This is a genomic window from Arthrobacter sp. TJ-265 (assembly GCF_058269135.1).
Map to the genome: position 1 here is coordinate 539,295 of NZ_JBZCND010000001.1, position 19,865 is coordinate 559,159.

A 19,865-nucleotide genomic window follows, 5' to 3' on the forward strand; every position below is an offset into this window, starting at 1 on the left:
GTTTGTAGGCTGTACGCATGTCCGAGACCCCCGCGCCGTCCGCCCCGCACCCGTCCGCCGACGGGGGGGCCGCCCCGGGCGGCGGGTCAGCGTCGCTCGTCGTCGGCCTCGACATCGGCGGCTCCAAGACCCACGGCGTGCTCTGGCGCGGCGGGCGGCTCGTCGCCGAGGCGAAGGCGGGAAGCGCCAACGTCCAGAACGTCACCCCGGACGACGCCGCCCGCAGCCTGGGCGGGCTGTTCCGCGACCTCCTGGCCCACGAGGGCTCGGGCCCGGTCGCGCGCGTCATCGCCGGCTCCGGGGGCGTGGACACACCGGCCGACGCCGACCGCCTCCGGGCGCTGATCGCCCTCCACGCACCGCGCGCGACCATCGACGTGGTGCACGACACCCGCCTCATCCTCGCCGCGGGAGGGGCCCACACGGGCATCGCCGTCATCGCAGGCACCGGCTCCGTCGCGTGGGGCACCAGCCACGACGGCCGTGAGGCCCGCTCCGGCGGCTGGGGGTACCTCCTCGGCGACGAGGGCAGCGGGTACTGGGTGGCCCGCGAGGCCGTCCGCCGGGCCCTGCACCGGCACGACCTCGGACTGGGCGCCGACGCCCTCGACGCCGCGGTCCTCGCCCTCAACGGCGTCGCCACGCCCACCGAGCTCATCGGCCTCTTCCATTCGGACGCCGGGCGCACCTACTGGGCGGCGCAGTCCCGCGTGGTGTTCGACGCCGCACGGGACGGCCACCCCGACGCCGCCGCCATCCTCGACCGCGCGGCCACCGACCTCACCCGCCTCGTGCTCGACGTGGTGTCCGTGATCGGGGTATCCGGCCCCGTGGTGCTGGGCGGCGGGCTCGCGATGCACCAGCCGGCACTGCAGGAACGCCTGCGGACCCGGCTCGCGGAGGAGGGCATCGACGACGTCGTGATCCTCCGCGAGGACCCCGTGATGGGTGCCCTGTTCCTGATGAAACGCACGCGCCACCAACCCGCGGTGTCGTCCGCTCCGAAGGCATGGTTAGACTCAGAACCTCCGACAGCTTGAACTGACCGCGGCGCATCCCGCGCGGCGACATACCAGACGGCAAGCAGGAACCGCATGGGCGGTCCGTGGGCGCAGCCCGGCCGAGAAGCTCCTGCCACGAAAGGCACAGCTGCCATGACATCCCCCGAGCAGGCCGGCACGCGGCACCAGATCGAATTCCGCGGCGTCACCAAGACCTACGACGGCGGCCGCCCCGCGGTCGACGACCTCACCATGGACATCGAGCGCGGCAAGATCACCGTGTTCGTCGGCCCCTCGGGCTGCGGCAAGACCACCTCCCTGCGCATGATCAACCGCATGGTGGAACCGACGTCGGGCCAGATCCTGGTGGACGGGCAGGACGTCTCCCGGCAGAAGGCCTCCGAGCTGCGGCGTTCGATGGGCTACGTCATGCAGTCCTCGGGCCTCCTGCCGCACCGGTCCGTCCTCGACAACATCGCCACGGTGCCGCGCCTGAACGGCGTCCGGAAGGCCGAGGCGCGCACGCGAGCGAAGGAACTCCTCGCCGTCGTCGGCCTCGCCCCCGAACTGGGCGGGCGGTATCCGGGGCAGCTCTCCGGCGGGCAGCAGCAGCGCGTCGGCGTCGCACGGGCGCTCGCGGCCGATCCGCCCATCCTCCTCATGGACGAGCCCTTCAGCGCCGTCGACCCCGTGGTCCGCGCGGAACTGCAGGAGGAGCTGCTGCGCCTGCAGCGGGACCTCGCGAAGACCATCGTCTTCGTCACCCACGACATCGACGAGGCGACCGTCCTCGGCGACAAGGTGGCCGTCTTCGCCGTCGGCGGCCGCCTCGCCCAGTACGCCGCCCCCGAGGAGATCCTCCGCGCCCCCGTCGACGACTTCGTGGCCGGCTTCGTGGGGCGCGACCGCGGCTTCCGCCACCTCTCCTTCCAGCCGGGCGCCGGCGTCACGGTCCACCCCGTCGAGACCATCGAGGTCGATCAGCTCGCCGACCCGACCGTGTCGGTCCGCTCGCCGTGGACACTGCTGGTCGACGCCGACGGCCGCCCGCACGGCTGGGTCCCGCAGGCCACCCGCGGCAGCATCGCCCGGCAGGCCGACGCTGTCCCCGGAGGTTCCCTCTACACGCGCGGCGACACCCTGCGGCGCGCGCTCGACGCCGCGCTCTCCTCGCCGTCGGGCCAGGGCGTGACGGTCGACGACGACGGCCGCGCGGTGGGCGTCGTCCGTGCCGCCGAGGTCTTCGAGCTCATCGAGGCCGCGCGGCTCGACCGGGGCCGCGCCGACCACAACACGGCGGTCTGACCATGGACTGGTTCCTCGCGAATCTCGACTTCGTCTGGCTGCACACGCGCCTGCACCTCTTCCAGGCCGTCGTGCCGCTGCTCCTCGGGCTGATCGTCGCGGTGCCCTTCGCGCAGCTCGCACGGCTCAACGCCGTCGTCGGATCGGTGCTGCTGACCGGCTCCTCGATCCTCTACACCATCCCGTCCCTGGCCATGTTCGTGTTCCTGCCCGTGGTGCTGGGCACCCGGGTCATCGACCCCGTGAACGTCATCGTGGCCCTCGCGATCTACGCCTTCTCGCTGCTCGTGCGGTCCACGCTCGACGCCCTGAACTCGATCGACGACGGCGTCCGGCAGGCCGCCGTCGCCATGGGCTACACGCCCGTCCGCCGGTTCCTGACCGTGGACCTCCCGCTGTCGCTGCCCGTGCTGTTCGCCGGGCTGCGCGTCGTCTCGGTCACCAACATCTCGCTCGTCAGCGTCGGCGCGCTGATCGGCGTCCCGAGCCTCGGGACGCTGTTCACGGACGGGCTCTTCCGGTCCTTCCCGACCGAGATCGCCGTCGGGATCATCATCATCCTGCTGCTCGCGCTGGTCATGGACCTTCTGTTCGTGCTCGCCGAGCGGCTGCTGACACCCTGGACGCGCAAGGTCGCGGCCGGTAGCGCGCCGGACGCGGAGATCGTGGCGCTCGAGGCGAAGGTGGCGGGTGCCTGATGGACTACTCGAGTGACAACCTCTTCGTACAGATGTGGGAGTGGCTGACCGCACCCGCCAACTGGGAGGGCGACCGCGGTATCCCGGTGCGTGTCGCCGAGCACCTCGGCTACACGGGCCTGACCATGCTCATCGCCCTGGTGATCGCCGTCCCGATCGGTCTCTACGTGGGCCACACGGGACGCGGCCGCGTCGTGATCGTCTCCGGCGTCGGCATCCTCCGCGCCCTGCCGACGCTCGGCCTGGCCTTCCTGTTCGTCCTGCTCGCCGGTCTCGGCCTCATGCCGCCCATCTGGGCCCTCGTGCTGCTCGCCGTCCCGCCCCTGCTCACCGGGATCTACGCAGGGATCTCCTCGGTGGACCGCACCGTGGTGGACGCCGCCCGGAGCATGGGCATGGGGGAACGGCAGATCCTGCTCCGCGTCGAGGTGCCGAACGGGCTCCCGGTGATCCTCGGCGGAGTGCGAGCCGCCCTGCTGCAGGTCATCGCGACCGTCGCCGTCGTCGCCTTCATCAACCTCGGCGGGCTCGGGGTCTACCTCGTCGAGGGGACGCAGCTCGCCGACTACGGGCGCCTCTTCGGCGGCGCCGTGATCATCACGGTCCTGGCGATCGCCGTCGACCTGCTCATGGGACTGCTGCAGAGAATCGTCATCTCACCCGGACTCCGGACCTCGGACCGGGTGAGGGCCCAAGGATCTGGCCGGCAGAAGGCCGTCGCCAGTGCACAAGGAGGAACAACATGAAGAACCTGTCAGCACAACGCGCCGGACGGCGCGCTTTGATGGGACTGGCTGGCGGCCTGACGGCCGCGCTGGCGTTGACTGCCTGCGGTGCCAACAGCGACCCCCAGGGGGAACCACAGGAATCGGCCGCTGCGGACGGAGGGTCCGTCGTCGTCGGCTCGGCTGATTTCCCCGAGAGCCAGATCGTCGCCGAGATCTATGCCGGGGCGCTCAACGCCGCCGGTGTCGAGGCCACCACCAAACTCAACATCGGTTCGCGGGAGATCTACTACACCGCGCTCGAGGACGGCTCCGTCGACATCATCCCCGACTACAGCGGCAACCTGCTGCTCTTCGCCGACCCGGAGGCGACCGCCGAATCCGCCGGGGACATCGTCGCCGCGCTCCCGGACGCCCTGTCCGCGAAATCGCCGGACGTCAACCTCGCCGTGCTCGAGCCGTCGGAGGCCGAGAGCAAGGACGCGCTTGTGGTGACCGCGGCGACCGCCGAGAAGTACGACCTCACCTCGATCGAGGACCTCGCGGAGGTCTGCGGCGAGATCACCATCGGCGCGCCCAGCACGTTCCAGGAGCGCGCCTACGGCCTGCCCGGCCTGAAGGCGAAGTACGACTGCGAGCCCGGCGGGTTCGAGGCCATCAACGACGGCGGCGGGGACATCACGCTGAACGCCCTCCTGGACGACACCGTGCAGGCCGCGGACATCTACACGACGACGCCGTCGATCGACGACAACGACCTCGTGGTCCTCGAGGACCCGGAGAACAACTTCATCGCGCAGCAGGTCCTCCCGCTCGTCAACACCGACACGGTGAACGAGGACGCGCAGACCGTCCTCAACGAGGTGTCGGCGCAGCTGACCACGGATGACCTGCTGTCCCTGAACCGCGAGGTCAGCGGCGACGAGAAGCGGAACCCCGCGGACGCAGCCGCCGACTGGCTCGCCGAGAAGGGCCTCGCCGGCTGACCCTCCGGCAGGCTGCTCCTCCCGGCGGGGGCCCGCTGCACGGCATTGCTATGCCGCGCGGTGGGCCCCTGCTGTGGCATCCTGAAGAAATGGCCACCTACAAGCAGTCAGGCAAACTCCAGAACGTCCTCTACGACATCAGGGGGCCGCTGCTCGAACACGCCATGACCATGGAGGCCCAGGGCCACCGCATCCTGAAGCTGAACATCGGCAATCCCGCACCGTTCGGCTTCGAGGCACCCGACGCCATCCTCGTGGACATGATCCGCAACCTGCCCGAGGCCCAGGGCTACAGCGACTCCCGCGGCATCTTCTCGGCGCGCACCGCCGTCGTGCAGTACTACCAGAGCCGCGGGATCAACTCGATCGACGTCGACGACGTGTACCTCGGCAACGGGGTCAGCGAGCTCATCACGCTGTCCATGCAGGCCCTGCTGAACGCGGGCGACGAGGTGCTGATCCCCACACCGGACTACCCCCTCTGGACGGCGTCCGTCGCCCTCGCCAGCGGCACGCCCGTCCACTACCTCTGCGACGAGGACAACCACTGGTGGCCGGACCTCGAGGACATCGCGGCCAAGATCACGCCCAACACCAAGGGCATCGTGCTCATCAACCCGAACAACCCGACGGGGGCCGTGTACCCCCGGAGCATCCTCGAGGGGATCGTGCGGCTGGCCCGCGAGCACGAGCTCATCGTGTTCGCCGACGAGATCTACGAGAAGATCCTCTACGACGACGCCGTGCACATCAACGCCGCGTCCGTCACGGGCGACGACGTCCTGTGCCTGACCTTCAGCGGCCTGTCGAAGGCGTACCGGATCGCCGGTTTCCGCAGCGGCTGGATGGCCATCTCCGGGCCCAAGCGCGACGCCGCCGACTACATCGAGGGCATCAACCTCCTCGCCAACATGCGCCTGTGCGCGAACGTCCCGGCCCAGCACGCCATCCAGACCGCGCTCGGCGGGCACCAGAGCATCAACGACCTCATCCTGCCCGGCGGGCGCCTGCGGCAGCAGCGCGACAAGGCCGCCCAGATGCTCAACGCGATCGACGGCGTGAGCTGCGAACTGGCGCAGGGAGCCCTGTACCTGTTCCCCCGGCTCGACCCCGAGGTCTACCCGATCAAGGACGACGAGCAGTTCGCCCTGGACCTCCTGAAGCAGCAGAAGATCCTCATCTCGCACGGCAGCGCCTTCAACTGGGTCAACACCGACCACTTCCGCATGGTGACGCTGCCGAGCGTCGAGGTGATCGAGGACGCGATCGGGCGCCTCGCGGACTTCCTGTCCACCTACAAGCCCTGAGCAGTCCCGACCCACCCGCAGGAGGCACCATGCCGAACGGATCCGAGAGCGCAGCCGAGACGCGGAGGCTCCTCCTCGCGGGACCGGACTTCTCGCTCGGTGCCGTCGACCCCCGCTCCACCCCCGGGTTCGACGGCGGCAAGAAGGAAGGTGCCCAGGCACTCGCCGCGGGAGCCGACACGCTCGCGTCCCTGCAGGAGAAGCTCTTCGCCGAGAGCCGGGCCGGCAGCGAGATCGCCGTGCTGCTGATCCTGCAGGGGATGGACACCTCCGGCAAGGGCGGGGTGGTCCGTCACGTCGTCGGGCAGGTGCACCCGCAGGGGGTGCAGCACTACGCGTTCAAGGCTCCGACGGAGCAGGAACAGCGGCACAGCTTCCTCTGGCGCGTCCGCCGGCAACTGCCGTCGCCGGGCATGATCGGGGTCTTCGACCGATCCCACTACGAGGACGTCCTGATCCACCGCGTGCGGGGCCTCACGCCGGCGGCGGAGGTGGAGAAGCGCTACGGGTCCATCCGGAGGTTCGAGGACCAGGTGGTGGGGGCGGGCACGCGGGTGCTCAAGGTGATGCTGCACATCAGCCAGGACGAGCAGAAGGCGCGGCTCGCCGACCGCCTCGACCGCAAGGACAAGTTCTGGAAGTACAGCCCCGAGGACATCGAGGACCGCGCCCTCTGGCCGCAGTACCAGGAGGCCTACCAGGCGGCCGTCGAGAGGACGAGCACCCCGGACACCCCCTGGTACGTCGTCCCCGCCGACCGCAAGTGGTATGCCAGGCTCGCCGTGCAGCACCTGCTGACCGCGACACTGGAGGACATGCAGCTGAGCTGGCCGCGGGCATCGTTCGACGTCGCCGCCGAGCAGGAGCGCCTGCACGCATCCTGACCCGCCGGCCCGGCGCGCAGGACACGACGACGGAGCCCGGAAGGACATCATGAGCGAGGAACGCAGACGGGAACTCGGCGCATCGGACGCGCCGGTCGAGGACGAACTCAAGGAGTCGTTCGACAAGACCGTGGACGAGGGAGCCGACCGGCTCCAGCGGACCATGAGGGCCATCATCGTCACCGGCCTGTTCGGCGGTTTCGAGATCGGGCTCGGCATCATGGCGTACCTGGCCGTGCTGCACGAGACCGGCGACGAGCTGCTCGCGGGGCTCGCCTTCGGCGTCGGGCTCGTCGCGCTGCTCCTCGCGCACAGCGAGCTGTTCACCGAGAACTTCCTGATGCCGGTCGCCGCGGTCGTGGCGAAGGAGGGCAGCCTCGTGCAGCTCGCGAAACTGTGGGGCGGCACGCTGGTGGCGAACCTCGTGGGCGGGTGGATCTTCGTCTGGATCGTCATGCAGGCGTTCCCCCAGTGGTCCGGGACCGTGAGCGAGAGTGCGCGCCATTTCGTCGACGCACCGTTCTCCCTGCAGACCGTGGCCCTGGCCGTCCTGGGCGGGAGCACGATCACCCTGATGAGTCGGATGCAGCAGGGCACGTCCAACGATGTCGCGAAGATCGTGGCGACGATGATCGGCGGCTTCCTGCTCGCGGGCCTGCAGCTCTTCCACTCGATCCTCGACTCGCTGCTGATCTTCGCAGCGATCCAGTCCGGCGCGGACATCGACTACGGCCAGTGGCTCGGCTTCTTCGGCTACACCCTGCTGTTCAACATGCTGGGCGGACTCGTCCTCGTGACCCTGCTGCGCCTCGTGCGCACGAAGGAACTGATCCAGGAGCGGCGCGAGGAAGCACCTGCCGACCCCGACGCCCCGCACGGGACGTGAGATGCCCGGGTTCGTCGAACCCGCCCTCCGCACGGGCCGATGCGGACCAGTCCTGACCGCATGACCTCCTAGTCTTGAGGCTCCACCACCTCGGAGGGGGACCACCATGGACTGGAAGATCGAACTCGTGGCCGTGCCGGTCAGCGACGTGGACCGCGCCATCGCGTTCTACCGCGATCAGGCCGGATTCACGCTCGACCACGATCACCGGGTCGGTGAGGGCGTACGCTTCGTGCAGCTCACCCCTCCCGGGTCCGCCTGCTCCATCGCCTTCGGCGAGGGGATCAGTGAGATGGCGCCCGGATCGCAGCGCGGGATCCAGATCGTCGTGGCCGATGCGGAGCGTGCCCGGACCGAGCTCGTCGGCCGCGGCGTGGACGCCACCGACGTCGACGACCAGCCGTGGGGGAGGTTCGTGTACTTCGCCGATCCCGACGGCAACGCCTGGGCGCTGCAGGAGCTGCCCGCGACGCCCTCCTCCTAGGCGGGATCCCGGGGCAGTGCTCCCGGCGCTAGGTGCCCTCGGCCTTGTCGCGTGCCGCCGCCAGCCTGACCTTGGCGCCCTCGAGCCACGCCTCGCAGCGGTCGGCGAGGGCCTCGCCGCGCTCCCAGAGCGCGAGGGACTCCTCGAGGCTCACGCCGCCGGCCTCGAGCCGCGAGACGACGGCGACGAGCTCCTCCCGGGCCTGCTCGTAGGACAGCGTGTCCACCGCCGAGGGGCTGGGGTCCGACTGCTGGTTGTCCGTCATGGCATGGTCCTCATCTGCTGGGTGGCCCGTACCCGGGCCCGGAAATCTGTCGGGGATCCTGAAGGGTGAGGCCCGGCAGGGCCGCTGTCATGCCTTCCGGTCACGACGCCTCCCGGGGTACCGGCGGGTCGTCGATGACCGCTCCGAGCTGCCCGCCGGCGACCCGGATCCGCACGGCGTCCCCGCGCTCCACGTCGTCGGGAGTCCTCACCACCTGCCCGTCGGCGCGCTGCACGACCGCGTACCCGCGGTCCAGCGTGTTCTGGGGGGAGAGGGAGCGCACGCGCTCGCGGAGGTGGTGGACGGCGTCGGCGTCGCGTTCCACCGCGGCGGTGGTGGACCGCAGGGCCCGCGACCGGAGGCGTTCGACGTCGGCCTGCCGCACGTCGATCATCCCCTCGGGCCGCGCCAGGGAGGGGCGGGACCGCAGGTTCGCGAGGCTCTCGCCCTCGCGGTGCACGAGGACTCGGATCGACCGCTCGAGAGCCGCACGCGCCTGGCCGATCCGGCCGAGTTCCTCCGTGACGTCGGGGACCACGCGCTTCGCGGCGTCCGTGGGGGTGGAGGCGCGCAGGTCCGCCACCTCGTCGAGCAGGGGCCGGTCCGCCTCGTGGCCGATGGCGCTGACCACGGGCGTGATGGTCCGGGCGACGGCCCGGACCAGCGACTCGTCGCTGAAGGGCAGGAGGTCCTCCAGGGCGCCGCCGCCACGGGCGATGATGATGACGTCCACGTGGGGGTCGGCGTCGAGCGCCGCCAGGGCCCCGGTCACCTGCGCCACGCTGTTCACGCCCTGGACGGCGACCTCCCGCACGTCGAACTCGACGGCCGGCCACCGCAGTGCGGCATTCCGCATGACGTCCTTCATGGCGTCCGAGTCGCGCCCGGTGATGAGCCCGATGCGGTGGGGGAGCAGCGGCAACCGTTTCTTGCGGGCCGGCGCGAACAGGCCCTCCGCCGCCAGTGACTGCCGCAGCCGTTCGATGCGCGCGAGGAGGTCGCCGATCCCGACGGGCCGGATGTCGATGGTCTGCATCGAGAGGCGGCCGGTCTTGACCCAGAAGTCCGGTTTGAGGCGCGCCACCACGCGGGAGCCCCGGTCCAGCGGGGAGGACACGCGGTCCATGACGCTGCCGTAGACCGACAGGGAGAGCGAGACCTCGGTGTCGACGTCCCGCAGCGTGATGTAGCACATGCTGGCGCGGCGGTTGAGCTCGATGACCTGCCCCTCGACCCACGCCGCCGGCGCCCTCTCGATGTGCGCCTTCAGCTTCTCCGACAGCAGATGGAGCGGCCACGGGGAGTCCGGCGACGTCTCGGCCGCGGTGGCAGGGACGGTCGACGGCATCCGTACCTCACCGCGGTCACCGGCGGGCCGCGCGCTGGTTCCCTCGCTCGTCATGGGTGTCCTGTCCTCGGGATGGGTGCTGCCGCGTCTGCTCGTGCAATCCGCACTGTTCATCTCTACCATCCCTCACCCCCGGCGGCCGGTACCGCGGGGGCATGTGCGTCCGCGGGACGAGGGCAGGAGTCCGGGATGGTCCGAGCAGGCATAATCGTGAGTTCCCCACCCGAAGGATTCCATGCGGACCGTCGCCTCTGCCCTGCTGGCCCTGCTCGCACTCATCGTCACCGCCGGCGGCCTGGCGTGTGCGTGGGTGGACCGGAACGTCGTGGAGGAGCCCGGGTTCGTCGCGCTCGCGGCGCCGCTCGGTCAGGACGCGGACTTCCAGGCCGCGCTGACGGCGTCCGTCGCCGAGGACTTCTCCGCGCACAGCGGTCTCCCTGACCCGCTCGCCGCCCTCGCGGAACCGCTCATCAGGGATGCGACGGCGGCGGTGACGGCGTCCTCCGGCTACGCAGGGGCCTGGACCGAGGTGCTCCGCCGATCGCACGCCGTCACCCTGGCGCACGCCGCCGACCCCTCGGACCCGGCACCGGCCCTCCTCACGCTCGACCTCGCGCCGGTCGCGGAACTCGTGGCGGAGACGGTGGGCGGAAGCCTCGGCCTCGACGTCCCGGTCCCCGCGGACACGAGCATCGCCATCGGGTCCGTCGAGCGCAACGGGCTGTTCGGCGCCGTCGTGGATGCGGTGCAGCTGTGGCCCCTGTACCTCGCCGGCGCGGGGGTCCTGGCCCTGCTGGCCCTGATGACCGCACGACGACGCGGCACCACCCTCGCCCTGCTGGGACTGGGGGTTGTGGTCATCGGCGTTCTCGGGGCCCTCGCCGTGGCCTGGGTCCCCGCGGCAGCGGCGCAGCTGCCGGGCACGAATGCGGTCGCCGACGTGTTCCTCGGCGGTCTCGCCGACCGGATCGGCGCCGCCGTGGCCGCCGACAGCGTACCGGTGGTCGTGGTCGGGCTCATGGTGGTCGCCCTCGGTGTGGTGGGGCAGTTCGCCGTCGGTCGCAGGCGCGGGGCTTAGCTCACAGCGGAGTGGCCCCGGATCACGCGGGCGCGGCTCGGCGAGCCGGTAGAATCGGCGCATGACCAGTACCACCGTTCAGGTCCCCATGCCCACCATCCCGCGCAGGCGCCGCACGCCTGCGGACGTGCTCGCCGCTGCGCCGGTAGCAGGGGAGAAGACGGTGCTGCTCGCAGCCCCCCGCGGGTACTGCGCCGGTGTGGACCGTGCCGTCATCGCCGTCGAGAAGGCCCTCGAGCACTACGGGCCCCCGGTCTACGTGCGCAAGCAGATCGTGCACAACCTGCACGTCGTCTCCACGCTCGAGGCGAAGGGCGCCATCTTCGTGGACGAGACCGACGAGGTCCCCGAGGGGGCGCTCGTCGTCTTCTCGGCCCACGGCGTCTCGCCCGCCGTCGTGCAGTCGGCGGAGGACCGCGGGCTGCGCACCATCGACGCCACCTGCCCCCTCGTGACGAAGGTGCACAAGGAGGCCCAGCGCTTCGCCCGGGACGATTTCGACATCCTCCTGATCGGCCACGAGGGCCATGAGGAAGTGGAGGGGACGGCCGGCGAGGCCCCCGACCACATCCAGATCGTCAACGGGCCGGAGGACGTCGACAAGGTGCAGGTGCGCGACCCCGAGCGGCTCATCTGGCTCTCGCAGACCACACTGAGCGTGGACGAGACCATGCTGACCGTGAATCTCCTCAAGGAGCGCTTCCCGACGCTGCAGGACCCGCCGAGCGACGACATCTGCTACGCCACCTCGAACCGGCAGGCGGCCATCAAGAAGATCGCGCCGCAGACGGACCTCGTCATCGTGGTGGGATCGGCCAACTCCTCGAACTCCGTCCGCCTGGTGGAGGTGGCGCTCGAGTACGGCGCCCGGGCGGCGTACCGCGTCGATTTCGCGAACGAAGTGGACGAGTCCTGGTTCGAGGGCGTGGCGACCGTCGGCATCTCCTCCGGGGCCTCCGTCCCGGAGAACCTCGTCCAGGACGTGCTGCGGCTGCTCGCCGAGTACGGCTACGGGCAGGTCGAGGAAGTCGTGACGGCGCAGGAGGACATCATCTTCTCCCTGCCCAAGGAGATCCGCGCCGCCCTCAAGGCGATGGGGGACCCGTCGCAGGGACGGGGCGGACGCGGGGCGGACCGGACCTCGCTGAACTGACCTTCAGACAGGCAGGGACGCAAGCAGGGGCGAGGGACGGCCGGAACCGGCTGCAGCAGCCCTAGCCCGCCGTCCCGTCGAGGAGTTCGTGGGCGGTGAGGGACCGCGGCGTGGCGTCGATCGAGGCGGCCGACTCTCCGGAGGCCGCCGGACTGCCGATCCGCTGCGCCCGGGCGGTGCCGAGCAGGCTCACCTCGGCGCTGGGTCCGCCGGCGTCGGAGCCTTCAGCTGCAGCGTCGACGACGTCGAGTGACGCCGAGTCGAAGGCGCCGATGCGCCGCGCCGTGGGCAGGACCCTCGACTCGAGTGCGCCGACGAAGGAGTTGTAGCGTTCCACCGATGTCTTCAGGGAGGACCCTAGGCGGGTGACGTGCCCGCCCATGGTGCCGAGGCGCTCGTACAGCTGCTTGGACAGGTCGAACAGTTCCCGCGCGTTGTCCGTGAGGACGGCCTGGCGCCAGCTGAAGGCGGCACCCTTGAGGATGCCGAGCAGGGACACCGGGGAGGCGAGGGCCACGCTGCGGCCGAACGCGTAGTCCAGCAGCTCGGGATCCGCGCGCAGGGCCTCGGACAGGACAGACTCGACGGGGATGAAGCAGATGACGAGCTCGGGGGAGTTCGTCGCCCCTTCCCAGTACTTCTTGCGGGCCAGGGCATCGACGTGCGCCCGGAGTGCCTTGCTGTGCTGCTTCAGCAGCTCCGCACGCCGCGCCTCGAATCCGGCCACGGCCCCCGCGTCCGCGGATCCGTCGGCTGCGCCCGCCAGCTCCTGCGCGGCGAGGAAGGCGCTCAGCGGCACCTTGGCGTCGATGACGAGCTGCTTGTCGCCCGGAAGCTGCACCACCATGTCGGGCCGTGCCGTCTCGCCGTCGCTGCCGGCGGCGACCGAGACCTGCTCCAGGAAATCGACCCGTGACAGCATGCCCGCCGCCTCGACGACCCGCCGCAGCTGGATCTCGCCCCACTGGCCGCGCGCACTGTTGCTGCGCAGCGCCCCGGCGAGGGAATGCGTCGTGGACAGCAGCAGGGCGTCCGCTTCCCGTGACTCCTCGAGCTGCCGGGCGAGCTGCCCGTACTGTTCCACGCGGTCGCGCTCCAGCAGGCCCACCTGCCGCTGGACCTGCGTGAGCTTCTCGGCGACCGGGGCGAGGGCGCGCAGGACGTCGTTGTCCGTCGACGTCTTGCCGGTCAGTTCGCGATTGTGCTGCTGCAGGAGGTCCCGCTGCGCGGCGGCCGCCGCGAGGTCCGTCGTCGTGCGTCCGAGCCGGGCGGTCGCGTCGTCGAGCTCCGCCCGGAGCTCCTCGGCGCGCGGCCGGAGGGATCGCGCCACCATGAAGGCGCCGACGGCGCACCCGAGGACGAAGGCGAGGACGACGAGGAGGACGGCGGTTGTGCTCATGCCCACACTGTTGCAGGAACCTCCGACATTCCCCGACATTGCTCACCGGTAGACTTGTCTCCCGTGGCTCTTACTATCGGCATCGTCGGACTGCCCAACGTCGGCAAATCAACCCTCTTCAACGCTCTGACGCGCAACAACGTCCTGGCGGCGAACTACCCGTTCGCGACCATCGAGCCGAACGTCGGCGTGGTCAGCCTGCCCGATCCGCGTCTGGCGCAGCTCGCCGAAGTCTTCGGGTCCAAGCAGATCCTGCCCGCGACCGTCTCCTTCGTGGACATCGCCGGCATCGTCAAGGGCGCGTCCGAGGGCGAGGGCCTCGGCAACCAGTTCCTGGCGAACATCCGTGAGGCGGAGGCCATCGCCCAGGTCATCCGCGTGTTCGACGACCCGGACGTCATCCACGTCGACGGCAAGGTGGACCCCAGCTCCGACATGGAGACCATCAACACCGAACTGATCCTCGCCGACCTGCAGACGCTGGAGAAGGCCATCCCGCGCGTCGAGAAGGAAGTGAAGATCAAGAAGCGCGAGGCCGCGCAGCTGACCGCCATGCAGGCCGCGCAGTCCGTCCTCGAGCGCGGCGACACGATCTTCGCCTCGGTCACCAGCGACAAGCTCGAGATGGAGCACCTGCGCGAACTCAGCCTGCTCACGGCCAAGCCCTTCATCTACGTGTTCAACGTCGACGACGCCGTGCTCGGCAGCGAGGAGCGCCAGGCGGAGCTGCGGCAGCTCGTCGCCCCCGCCGACGCCATCTTCCTCGACGCCAAACTCGAAGCCGACCTCGTGGAACTCGACGAGGCCGAGGCCCGCGAGATGCTCGAGATGAACGGCCAGGACGAGTCGGGCCTCGACCAGCTCGCCCGCGTCGGCTTCCACACCCTCGGCCTCCAGACCTACCTCACGGCGGGGCCCAAGGAGAGTCGGGCCTGGACGATCAAGAAGGGTGCGACGGCGCCCGAGGCCGCCGGAGTCATCCACTCCGACTTCCAGCGTGGCTTCATCAAGGCCGAGGTGGTCCATTTCGTGGACCTCATCGACGCCGGCTCGATGAGCGAGGCCAAATCCCGCGGCAAGGTCCGCATCGAGGGCAAGGAATACGTCATGTCCGACGGCGACGTGGTTGAGTTCCGATTTAATGTGTAATTGCGTGCTGATTTGTAGGCTCAATTCACCGGGTCAGGGGCCTGGACCTGAACGTGTGGTCGTTCTTGCCGGTCTAGATTCACCGGGTTGGTATTGGTAGGGTCATCAGCGTCCGCTCGCCGGTGATTCTTCATCCGGCATTGAAGCGGTGGTCTCTGGGGGAGGATATTTTTCATGTCGCGTGTGTTGTCTACCGAGCAAGCGAAGGCTGCTATCGGTCAGGTCGAGTCGATCATCAATGGTGGGTTCTCCGATCAGATCTCCGCGCTTGATGCGCAGGGCAGGATCCTGTCGGACCCGAATATCTGGGACGGGCCGTTGGCCACGCAGTTCCGCGGGTCCACGTGGCCGGAGACGAAGGCGGCGCTGGACAAGGCGAAGCAGGAGCTCGAGGAGCTGCGCACGCAGCTGCAGAAGATCTCCCAGGACATCTTCTCCGCCGGCGGCGGCGCCTGAGCACGAGCCTTTCGTAGTGACGTCCCGCTGATCGTGCCACATGGTGGAGTGGTGCGGTCAGCGGATCGTCATCGAGACAGTAGCCTTCCCGGTACTGGCATCTCCTGACCGGGTTTTCGCAGAGCGGGTCTTTTTGGGTTGTTCTGCCGTGTGCGGGGGCGTCCTCCGCCGGTCGTGGTTGTTGCAGGTCTCTTTTCTTATAGGTCTCTTCTTGTTGTAGGTCTCTTTTCTTCGTGCTTTTCCCGTGTGGGTCTCTGCCCGGCGGATGTAGTGGTTCTTCCTGTTAGTTTCTTGCTGTTGTTTCTGTGTCTGGGGGGCGTTCGTTGTGACCGATTTCGTGGAGATGCCGTTGTTGCCGGAATCGGATGCCTCCCATGGTGGGCGGTTCGACTACGCGGTGGCGGGCACGGTGCGGCGGGCGGCGCTGGCGTCAGGTCTTCCTTGCCTACTTCACGACCCACCGCGCGAACAACGGCGGCACAGTGGCCATCAACGGCATCATCGAACGCCACCGTCGCCTCGCCCGAGGCTACCGCAATCGCCGCAACTACCGGCTCCGCATGCTCCTCGCCGCCGGCGGCCTCGAACAATGACCCCCACCCGATGTCCGAAGAGCCGTATTGGGTTGGGTTTGTCGTGGCGCGTGCCTGTTCGTTTGTCTGAGGAAGTTTGAATGAATTTCGATACGGGGGTCGCCGATCGTCTGATCGGCGCATGTCGAGATGCGGCACGTGCATTGCAGGATCAACGCGGCGGACGGGAGTCGGTTTCAACGGCGGCTTGTGCGGAATTCCGGGGCGTGTTCGCGGACTGTTTCCGGGAGAACGTTGCCGCTGAACGGGCGGCCCGTTCAGAGTTGGTCCATATGCTGGACGATGTCGCACGTCAGGTCCAGAAGGCGAAGTGCGCCGCGGAGGTCGAGCAGCGTCGCCTGAGTGAGCTGACGGCGTGGGTTCTTGCCGCCGGGTGGGCGAGCGCTGGCAGTGGTGTCGCAGTGGATGTGGAGCCGCGCCCGTCCACGGAGGAGACCGACCGTCCGTCGGTGAACGCGGACATTGCACGGCAGGGGTTGCGTGCCTGGGCGAGCGGAAGCACTGCCGGGGCGAGTTCCGCTGACCCTGCCACCCTGGACTCCGCGGTGTCGACCTTCAGGATCCAAGACGACACAGCCCGGGGTGCGGCTGACGGAGTCGGTGCAGCAGCGTCAGAGTTCGAGCGGGAATGCTCTTGGGCGCACTCTGATCTCGATGCTGTCGGTAGTGGGCTGCGGCGGTTCCTGGAGGACAACCAGCAGGACGCGACCCGGCTTTCCGACATCGCTTCGATGTTCCGTGCTGCCGGTGGCAGCGGACATGTCGGTCAGGTGACGGTATCGAACGACGTCCTTGTGCTTGCCACCGTACCGGCGTCCTTATCGAATGCGGCCCTCCTGAGCTATCTGTCCACTGCGACGCCGGCGGATATCAAAGCGCTGGCAACATTGACCGGATGGCAGCAGACCCTTCAGCGCATGGATCCGTCGACGATCGGGGCTTGGTGGGCGGGCATGAACACGGGGGCCGGCGCCGCCGCGGACGTGGCCGGCGTCTCGCAGCGGCAGGAGCTTCTGCTGGCTGCGGCTCCGGCGATGTTCGGCGCCTTGGACGGGATGCCCGCACTGGCCAGGGTACGGGCCAACCAGTTGAACGCGCCAAGCCTGCTCCGTGCGGCGGAGAAGGATCTGGAAACAGCCCTGAAGTTGTCGGGGACCGGGCAAGCCCGCCACGACCCGAACCGAACGGAGATGCTGCAGAATGCGGTGGCATACCTGAAGCAGGTGGAAGCCGGGGACGTCCAGCTCTACCTCTACGACCGGGATCGATCCCGGATTGTGGAAATGATCGGCACTCCAGAGCCCGACACACGGCACGTGATCACCTACGTTCCGGGGACATTCACCGGAATGAACAGCTTCTACACCGGCGGGGTACAGCAGGTGTCGAAATACCTCAGGAGACAGGCGCCAGGGACGGTAGCTTTCGTCTACAAGGATGGGCGATTCCCTGGAGAGGAGGACACAGCCGGCGGCCCGAACATGGGGAGAATCGGCGAGGCGAACGATCAGGACCTTGCACGCGCGTCCGGGCAGCAACTGGCATCCTTCGAGTCCGGGATGCGCACGGATCCCTACCTGAACGGTGCCGAACAAACCGGCATCGGACACAGCTGGGGCCTGACAAACGTCACCAGCTCCGAAGTCGCCGGAGCCCGGTATGACAAAGTGATTTCCCTCGCCGGGGCCGGGATGCTCCCGGACTGGGAACCCCAACCGACTACGGAATACTCGAACCTGTACTACTACGATGTGCTCATCCACGGTCAGGGAGTCACCAACCCCTTCACGAATCGAGGGGTTGTGTGGGATGGGAACAACCCGATTCATCGCGACGAGTTCGACCAGAACTACTACCGCGGCCCCGACGACGACGAACTCGACGGTGCGATCAACAGCGTCGAAGAAGGGAGCATCCTCATGGATAACCACAGCCTCATCGCCACCGACAGCGAGGACAACATGAAAGCGCTCGAAAAAATGCTGAGAACTGTGACTCGATGAGGGCGCGAAGCGATGCCATGGCGTTGTTGCTGGTGGGTCTGATCGGGCTTGCCGGCTGTGCAGGAAACCCAAACGCAGATCCGACCGAGCCACCTGAGCCAACGGCTGCTCAAACACAGGAGGAACCGATGGAAGCTGAACTTACCTGGCAGGAAGCCAAAGCCCACACCCAGGCCATGCAACGGGAGATCGCCGCACTGATCCCGGAAGACGCTGTTCTCTCGATCGATCAACAGCAGACGGGCACGCTTCTGTCCTGCAACGAGACCCAGCACCACTGGGCTGCTTCAACCACGATCACGGTCGCCGAAGGAACCGAGATAGAGCCCATCGTGAAAACCATCGAAGCCCACTACCGGGCGAACGGAACCGAAATATCCGTCGATAGGGACGAAGTCGATAGGAACGAAGATGAAATCTATCGGATCCAGATCGACCCGCCTGCTCCAGGGGAGAGCCACCTCGTCTCCGAAGGATTGTCCCCGAACGAAATCCGTATCGCATCCGGATCTGCGTGTTTCACTTTGCCCGAGGGCATCTACCCGGGCGGCGATTTCTAAAGGCGGGGGATGGAAAGGACCCCATCAATTGCAATGAGTTCGAACAGCACTACTAGTGGGCCCCGGAGACGGCAAACTCAACTGTGCGATCGACACCATTCGAAGAAGGGAGCATGCGCATGAACAACCACACATTCATCGCCTCCAACCGCGTGGACAACGAGTAAGCACCCAGGGAGATTCTTTGCACTTGCTCTTAATAATTGGAGAAGGAGGCTGGCTGCCAGCGTGGCCAGCGTCCTTTGTGTACCGTACGCAGGCGTGATCTACCTGCGTTCGGGCCCAGTGTTTTCCGTGGGCCGTGCATCGAACGTGGACACACCGTCGCGGACATTTCGGAACTGAGTTCCCCGCATGTATCGCGCCTGTCCATGCGTCTGCCGTATGTGTTCGGATCGAGGTTCCAGGCTGATGCCCTGAGGATGTATGCGGCCTTGTAGGGCGACTTTCACCCTGTATCGACACCGGCAGTTCGAGGCGGCCTCAAGGGCCGGTCCTCAGCGGCACGAACCCTTTTTTGAGCGTCAGTGCCGGTCCGTGAGCGGCCTCACTTTTCCGGCGGTTCGGACCCTACAGGTCTATCAGATTCCCGAGGGTGTAACGCAGGTTCGAACGTGCCTGGCTGGAGCAGGCGGCGCGCGATTTAGTGGGCGAGCTAGCGGAAGCTGTGGGCTCAGCCTTGGAGCCGGCTCTCAGCAGAGGATCTTCTGAAGCGGTGCTCCCTCTGAACCCGGCTGCGGCGAAAGCAGCAGTCTTTCAGGGCCGCAACAACTTGTGCTGCACGCCGTTCAGCCCCTGCTGGTCGGGATGTGGGGGAGTCGACCAGCAGTGGCTGGCTGGACAGGGCATCGACCATGAAGCCGACGAACCACGGTGAGCTCAGACGTTATTCGGCTACGGAACGTGGTTGAATTCAGATTCAATGTGTAGAAGTTTGCCAATTGCTTGAGAAAGGCCCGAGATGCTGATCGTAACTCGGGCCTTTCTGTCTTTGCTGCCTCTGTCAATGGGAACGCAAGACACGTTCGTGATGACGATTGTTCCTGATCTGATTGGGGCTCGAAGCGCGTTAGCGTCAAGGTCATGGACCGTAGGGAAATAGAGGACGCCGCGACGCTCATGACCCTGCTGCGTCGTGGTAGGTACCCCTCATCGATACGGGGGCTGCTATCGGGATGGGACATGCTGCAGGCCGACGTCCCTTCACGGGAACAGATGGAGACGGCAATATCCGTCCTGATAGGTTCGGGCCTTGCTGAGGTCGACTCATCCTGGGGGATGCGGCTCACGGAGCAGGGCGAGCAGCTCAGGCGCTCCGTGAAGGGTTCTGGGGGGATGCGGCTGATACCGAGGGCAATCAGCGACCTACTGGCAGGACGTGAGTTGAGCCGTGCCCCGTTGCGTCTGCCTGAGTCGGTCTTCGCCCCGGCGCGCGAGGATTATCTGGACACTGCTCGTCGCCGGGCTGAGCGCCGATCACGACATCGCTGGTGGTGGCCCGAGCCATATAGGCGCCCCCGTCGGTGACGCCACCGGGCAACGGTCGCCCGCCGCTGAGCATGAGGACGTTATTGCGGATGCGACC

18 protein-coding genes and 1 pseudogene are annotated in these 19,865 nt (G+C 68.0%); 16 read left to right on the forward strand and 3 right to left on the reverse strand.

Going from position 1 to position 19,865, the window contains the following annotated elements; translation table 11 throughout:
• The first annotated feature begins 17 nt into the window (after positions 1 to 17).
• The 9 genes from AC4D2E_RS02585 to AC4D2E_RS02625 all read left to right on the forward strand — a co-directional run bounded on the left by AC4D2E_RS02585 (position 18) and on the right by AC4D2E_RS02625 (position 8,276).
• Positions 18 to 1,040, forward strand: a complete 1,023-nt coding sequence (locus AC4D2E_RS02585) for an N-acetylglucosamine kinase (RefSeq protein ID WP_490951570.1) — start codon at positions 18 to 20, stop codon at positions 1,038 to 1,040.
• 114 nt (positions 1,041 to 1,154) lie between these two features.
• Entirely contained in the window at positions 1,155 to 2,306 is a 1,152-nt protein-coding gene (locus tag AC4D2E_RS02590) for an ABC transporter ATP-binding protein (RefSeq protein WP_104166131.1), read from the forward strand.
• 2 nt (positions 2,307 to 2,308) lie between these two features.
• Complete coding sequence (locus AC4D2E_RS02595; protein ID WP_490951571.1) at positions 2,309 to 3,004, forward strand: ABC transporter permease; 696 nt, start codon at positions 2,309 to 2,311, stop codon at positions 3,002 to 3,004.
• Positions 3,004 to 3,750, forward strand: a complete 747-nt coding sequence (locus tag AC4D2E_RS02600; protein WP_490951572.1) for an ABC transporter permease — start codon at positions 3,004 to 3,006, stop codon at positions 3,748 to 3,750. Before AC4D2E_RS02595 ends, AC4D2E_RS02600 begins: the two co-directional genes overlap by 1 nt.
• Positions 3,747 to 4,715 (forward strand): ABC transporter substrate-binding protein, encoded by a 969-nt coding sequence (locus AC4D2E_RS02605; protein ID WP_490951573.1) that lies wholly within the window; start codon positions 3,747 to 3,749, stop codon positions 4,713 to 4,715. Before AC4D2E_RS02600 ends, AC4D2E_RS02605 begins: the two co-directional genes overlap by 4 nt.
• A gap of 89 nt (positions 4,716 to 4,804) precedes the next feature.
• Positions 4,805 to 6,022, forward strand: coding sequence for a pyridoxal phosphate-dependent aminotransferase (locus AC4D2E_RS02610; RefSeq protein WP_104166122.1), 1,218 nt, complete (start codon positions 4,805 to 4,807; stop codon positions 6,020 to 6,022).
• 29 nt (positions 6,023 to 6,051) lie between these two features.
• Positions 6,052 to 6,906: a PPK2 family polyphosphate kinase gene (locus tag AC4D2E_RS02615; RefSeq protein WP_490951574.1), complete on the forward strand. Its 855-nt coding sequence runs from the start codon at positions 6,052 to 6,054 to the stop codon at positions 6,904 to 6,906.
• Positions 6,907 to 6,955: 49 nt separating this feature from the next.
• A complete protein-coding gene (locus AC4D2E_RS02620) occupies positions 6,956 to 7,792 on the forward strand; it encodes a formate/nitrite transporter family protein (protein WP_490951575.1) in 837 nt (278 codons plus the stop codon).
• Positions 7,793 to 7,898: 106 nt separating this feature from the next.
• The gene (locus AC4D2E_RS02625; protein WP_104166118.1) at positions 7,899 to 8,276 is read left to right on the forward strand and encodes a glyoxalase superfamily protein; all 378 of its coding nucleotides are present in this window, start codon (positions 7,899 to 7,901) and stop codon (positions 8,274 to 8,276) included.
• A 28-nt stretch (positions 8,277 to 8,304) separates the two neighbouring features.
• Here AC4D2E_RS02625 and AC4D2E_RS02630 read toward each other — a convergent pair whose 3' ends face one another.
• On the reverse strand, positions 8,305 to 8,541 hold the full coding sequence (locus AC4D2E_RS02630; RefSeq protein ID WP_490951576.1) for an exodeoxyribonuclease VII small subunit: 237 nt from the start codon (positions 8,539 to 8,541) through the stop codon (positions 8,305 to 8,307).
• 100 nt (positions 8,542 to 8,641) lie between these two features.
• On the reverse strand, positions 8,642 to 9,943 hold the full coding sequence (gene xseA / locus AC4D2E_RS02635) for an exodeoxyribonuclease VII large subunit (RefSeq protein ID WP_490951577.1): 1,302 nt from the start codon (positions 9,941 to 9,943) through the stop codon (positions 8,642 to 8,644).
• A gap of 181 nt (positions 9,944 to 10,124) precedes the next feature.
• On the opposite strand from xseA, the gene AC4D2E_RS02640 reads away from it, so the two are divergent.
• Positions 10,125 to 10,967: a hypothetical protein gene (locus tag AC4D2E_RS02640; RefSeq protein WP_490951578.1), complete on the forward strand. Its 843-nt coding sequence runs from the start codon at positions 10,125 to 10,127 to the stop codon at positions 10,965 to 10,967.
• A 61-nt stretch (positions 10,968 to 11,028) separates the two neighbouring features.
• Positions 11,029 to 12,120 (forward strand): 4-hydroxy-3-methylbut-2-enyl diphosphate reductase, encoded by a 1,092-nt coding sequence (locus AC4D2E_RS02645; RefSeq protein ID WP_104166112.1) that lies wholly within the window; start codon positions 11,029 to 11,031, stop codon positions 12,118 to 12,120.
• 61 nt (positions 12,121 to 12,181) lie between these two features.
• Here the strand turns inward: AC4D2E_RS02645 and AC4D2E_RS02650 are convergent, their stop codons facing one another.
• The gene (locus AC4D2E_RS02650) at positions 12,182 to 13,519 is read right to left on the reverse strand and encodes a DNA recombination protein RmuC (protein WP_490909825.1); all 1,338 of its coding nucleotides are present in this window, start codon (positions 13,517 to 13,519) and stop codon (positions 12,182 to 12,184) included.
• Between the two features lie 63 nt (positions 13,520 to 13,582).
• On the opposite strand from AC4D2E_RS02650, the gene ychF reads away from it, so the two are divergent.
• From ychF to AC4D2E_RS02675, 5 genes and pseudogenes are all read left to right on the forward strand, one after another.
• Positions 13,583 to 14,668: a redox-regulated ATPase YchF gene (gene ychF / locus AC4D2E_RS02655; protein WP_104166108.1), complete on the forward strand. Its 1,086-nt coding sequence runs from the start codon at positions 13,583 to 13,585 to the stop codon at positions 14,666 to 14,668.
• A 174-nt stretch (positions 14,669 to 14,842) separates the two neighbouring features.
• Positions 14,843 to 15,124: a pyrophosphorylase gene (locus AC4D2E_RS02660; RefSeq protein WP_490951579.1), complete on the forward strand. Its 282-nt coding sequence runs from the start codon at positions 14,843 to 14,845 to the stop codon at positions 15,122 to 15,124.
• A 419-nt stretch (positions 15,125 to 15,543) separates the two neighbouring features.
• Positions 15,544 to 15,717 (forward strand): annotated as a pseudogene (locus AC4D2E_RS02665) (transposase); the annotation flags it as partial.
• A gap of 80 nt (positions 15,718 to 15,797) precedes the next feature.
• On the forward strand, positions 15,798 to 17,720 hold the full coding sequence (locus tag AC4D2E_RS02670; protein ID WP_490951580.1) for a hypothetical protein: 1,923 nt from the start codon (positions 15,798 to 15,800) through the stop codon (positions 17,718 to 17,720).
• 17 nt (positions 17,721 to 17,737) lie between these two features.
• Positions 17,738 to 18,280: a hypothetical protein gene (locus AC4D2E_RS02675; RefSeq protein WP_490951581.1), complete on the forward strand. Its 543-nt coding sequence runs from the start codon at positions 17,738 to 17,740 to the stop codon at positions 18,278 to 18,280.
• Positions 18,281 to 19,865: the final 1,585 nt, after the last annotated feature.

Excerpts from the sequence above, each read along its gene's own strand:
- AC4D2E_RS02585 (WP_490951570.1), top strand. The coding sequence starts at position 18 with ATGTCCGAGACCCCCGCGCCGTCCGCCCCGCACCCGTCCGCCGACGGG.
- AC4D2E_RS02590 (WP_104166131.1), top strand. The coding sequence starts at position 1,155 with ATGACATCCCCCGAGCAGGCCGGCACGCGGCACCAGATCGAATTCCGC.
- AC4D2E_RS02595 (WP_490951571.1), top strand. The coding sequence starts at position 2,309 with ATGGACTGGTTCCTCGCGAATCTCGACTTCGTCTGGCTGCACACGCGC.
- AC4D2E_RS02600 (WP_490951572.1), top strand. The coding sequence starts at position 3,004 with ATGGACTACTCGAGTGACAACCTCTTCGTACAGATGTGGGAGTGGCTG.
- AC4D2E_RS02605 (WP_490951573.1), top strand. The coding sequence starts at position 3,747 with ATGAAGAACCTGTCAGCACAACGCGCCGGACGGCGCGCTTTGATGGGA.
- AC4D2E_RS02610 (WP_104166122.1), top strand. The coding sequence starts at position 4,805 with ATGGCCACCTACAAGCAGTCAGGCAAACTCCAGAACGTCCTCTACGAC.
- AC4D2E_RS02615 (WP_490951574.1), top strand. The coding sequence starts at position 6,052 with ATGCCGAACGGATCCGAGAGCGCAGCCGAGACGCGGAGGCTCCTCCTC.
- AC4D2E_RS02620 (WP_490951575.1), top strand. The coding sequence starts at position 6,956 with ATGAGCGAGGAACGCAGACGGGAACTCGGCGCATCGGACGCGCCGGTC.
- AC4D2E_RS02625 (WP_104166118.1), top strand. The coding sequence starts at position 7,899 with ATGGACTGGAAGATCGAACTCGTGGCCGTGCCGGTCAGCGACGTGGAC.
- AC4D2E_RS02630 (WP_490951576.1), bottom strand. The coding sequence starts at position 8,541 with ATGACGGACAACCAGCAGTCGGACCCCAGCCCCTCGGCGGTGGACACG.
- xseA (WP_490951577.1), bottom strand. The coding sequence starts at position 9,943 with ATGACGAGCGAGGGAACCAGCGCGCGGCCCGCCGGTGACCGCGGTGAG.
- AC4D2E_RS02640 (WP_490951578.1), top strand. The coding sequence starts at position 10,125 with ATGCGGACCGTCGCCTCTGCCCTGCTGGCCCTGCTCGCACTCATCGTC.
- AC4D2E_RS02645 (WP_104166112.1), top strand. The coding sequence starts at position 11,029 with ATGACCAGTACCACCGTTCAGGTCCCCATGCCCACCATCCCGCGCAGG.
- AC4D2E_RS02650 (WP_490909825.1), bottom strand. The coding sequence starts at position 13,519 with ATGAGCACAACCGCCGTCCTCCTCGTCGTCCTCGCCTTCGTCCTCGGG.
- AC4D2E_RS02660 (WP_490951579.1), top strand. The coding sequence starts at position 14,843 with ATGTCGCGTGTGTTGTCTACCGAGCAAGCGAAGGCTGCTATCGGTCAG.
- AC4D2E_RS02670 (WP_490951580.1), top strand. The coding sequence starts at position 15,798 with ATGAATTTCGATACGGGGGTCGCCGATCGTCTGATCGGCGCATGTCGA.
- AC4D2E_RS02675 (WP_490951581.1), top strand. The coding sequence starts at position 17,738 with ATGGCGTTGTTGCTGGTGGGTCTGATCGGGCTTGCCGGCTGTGCAGGA.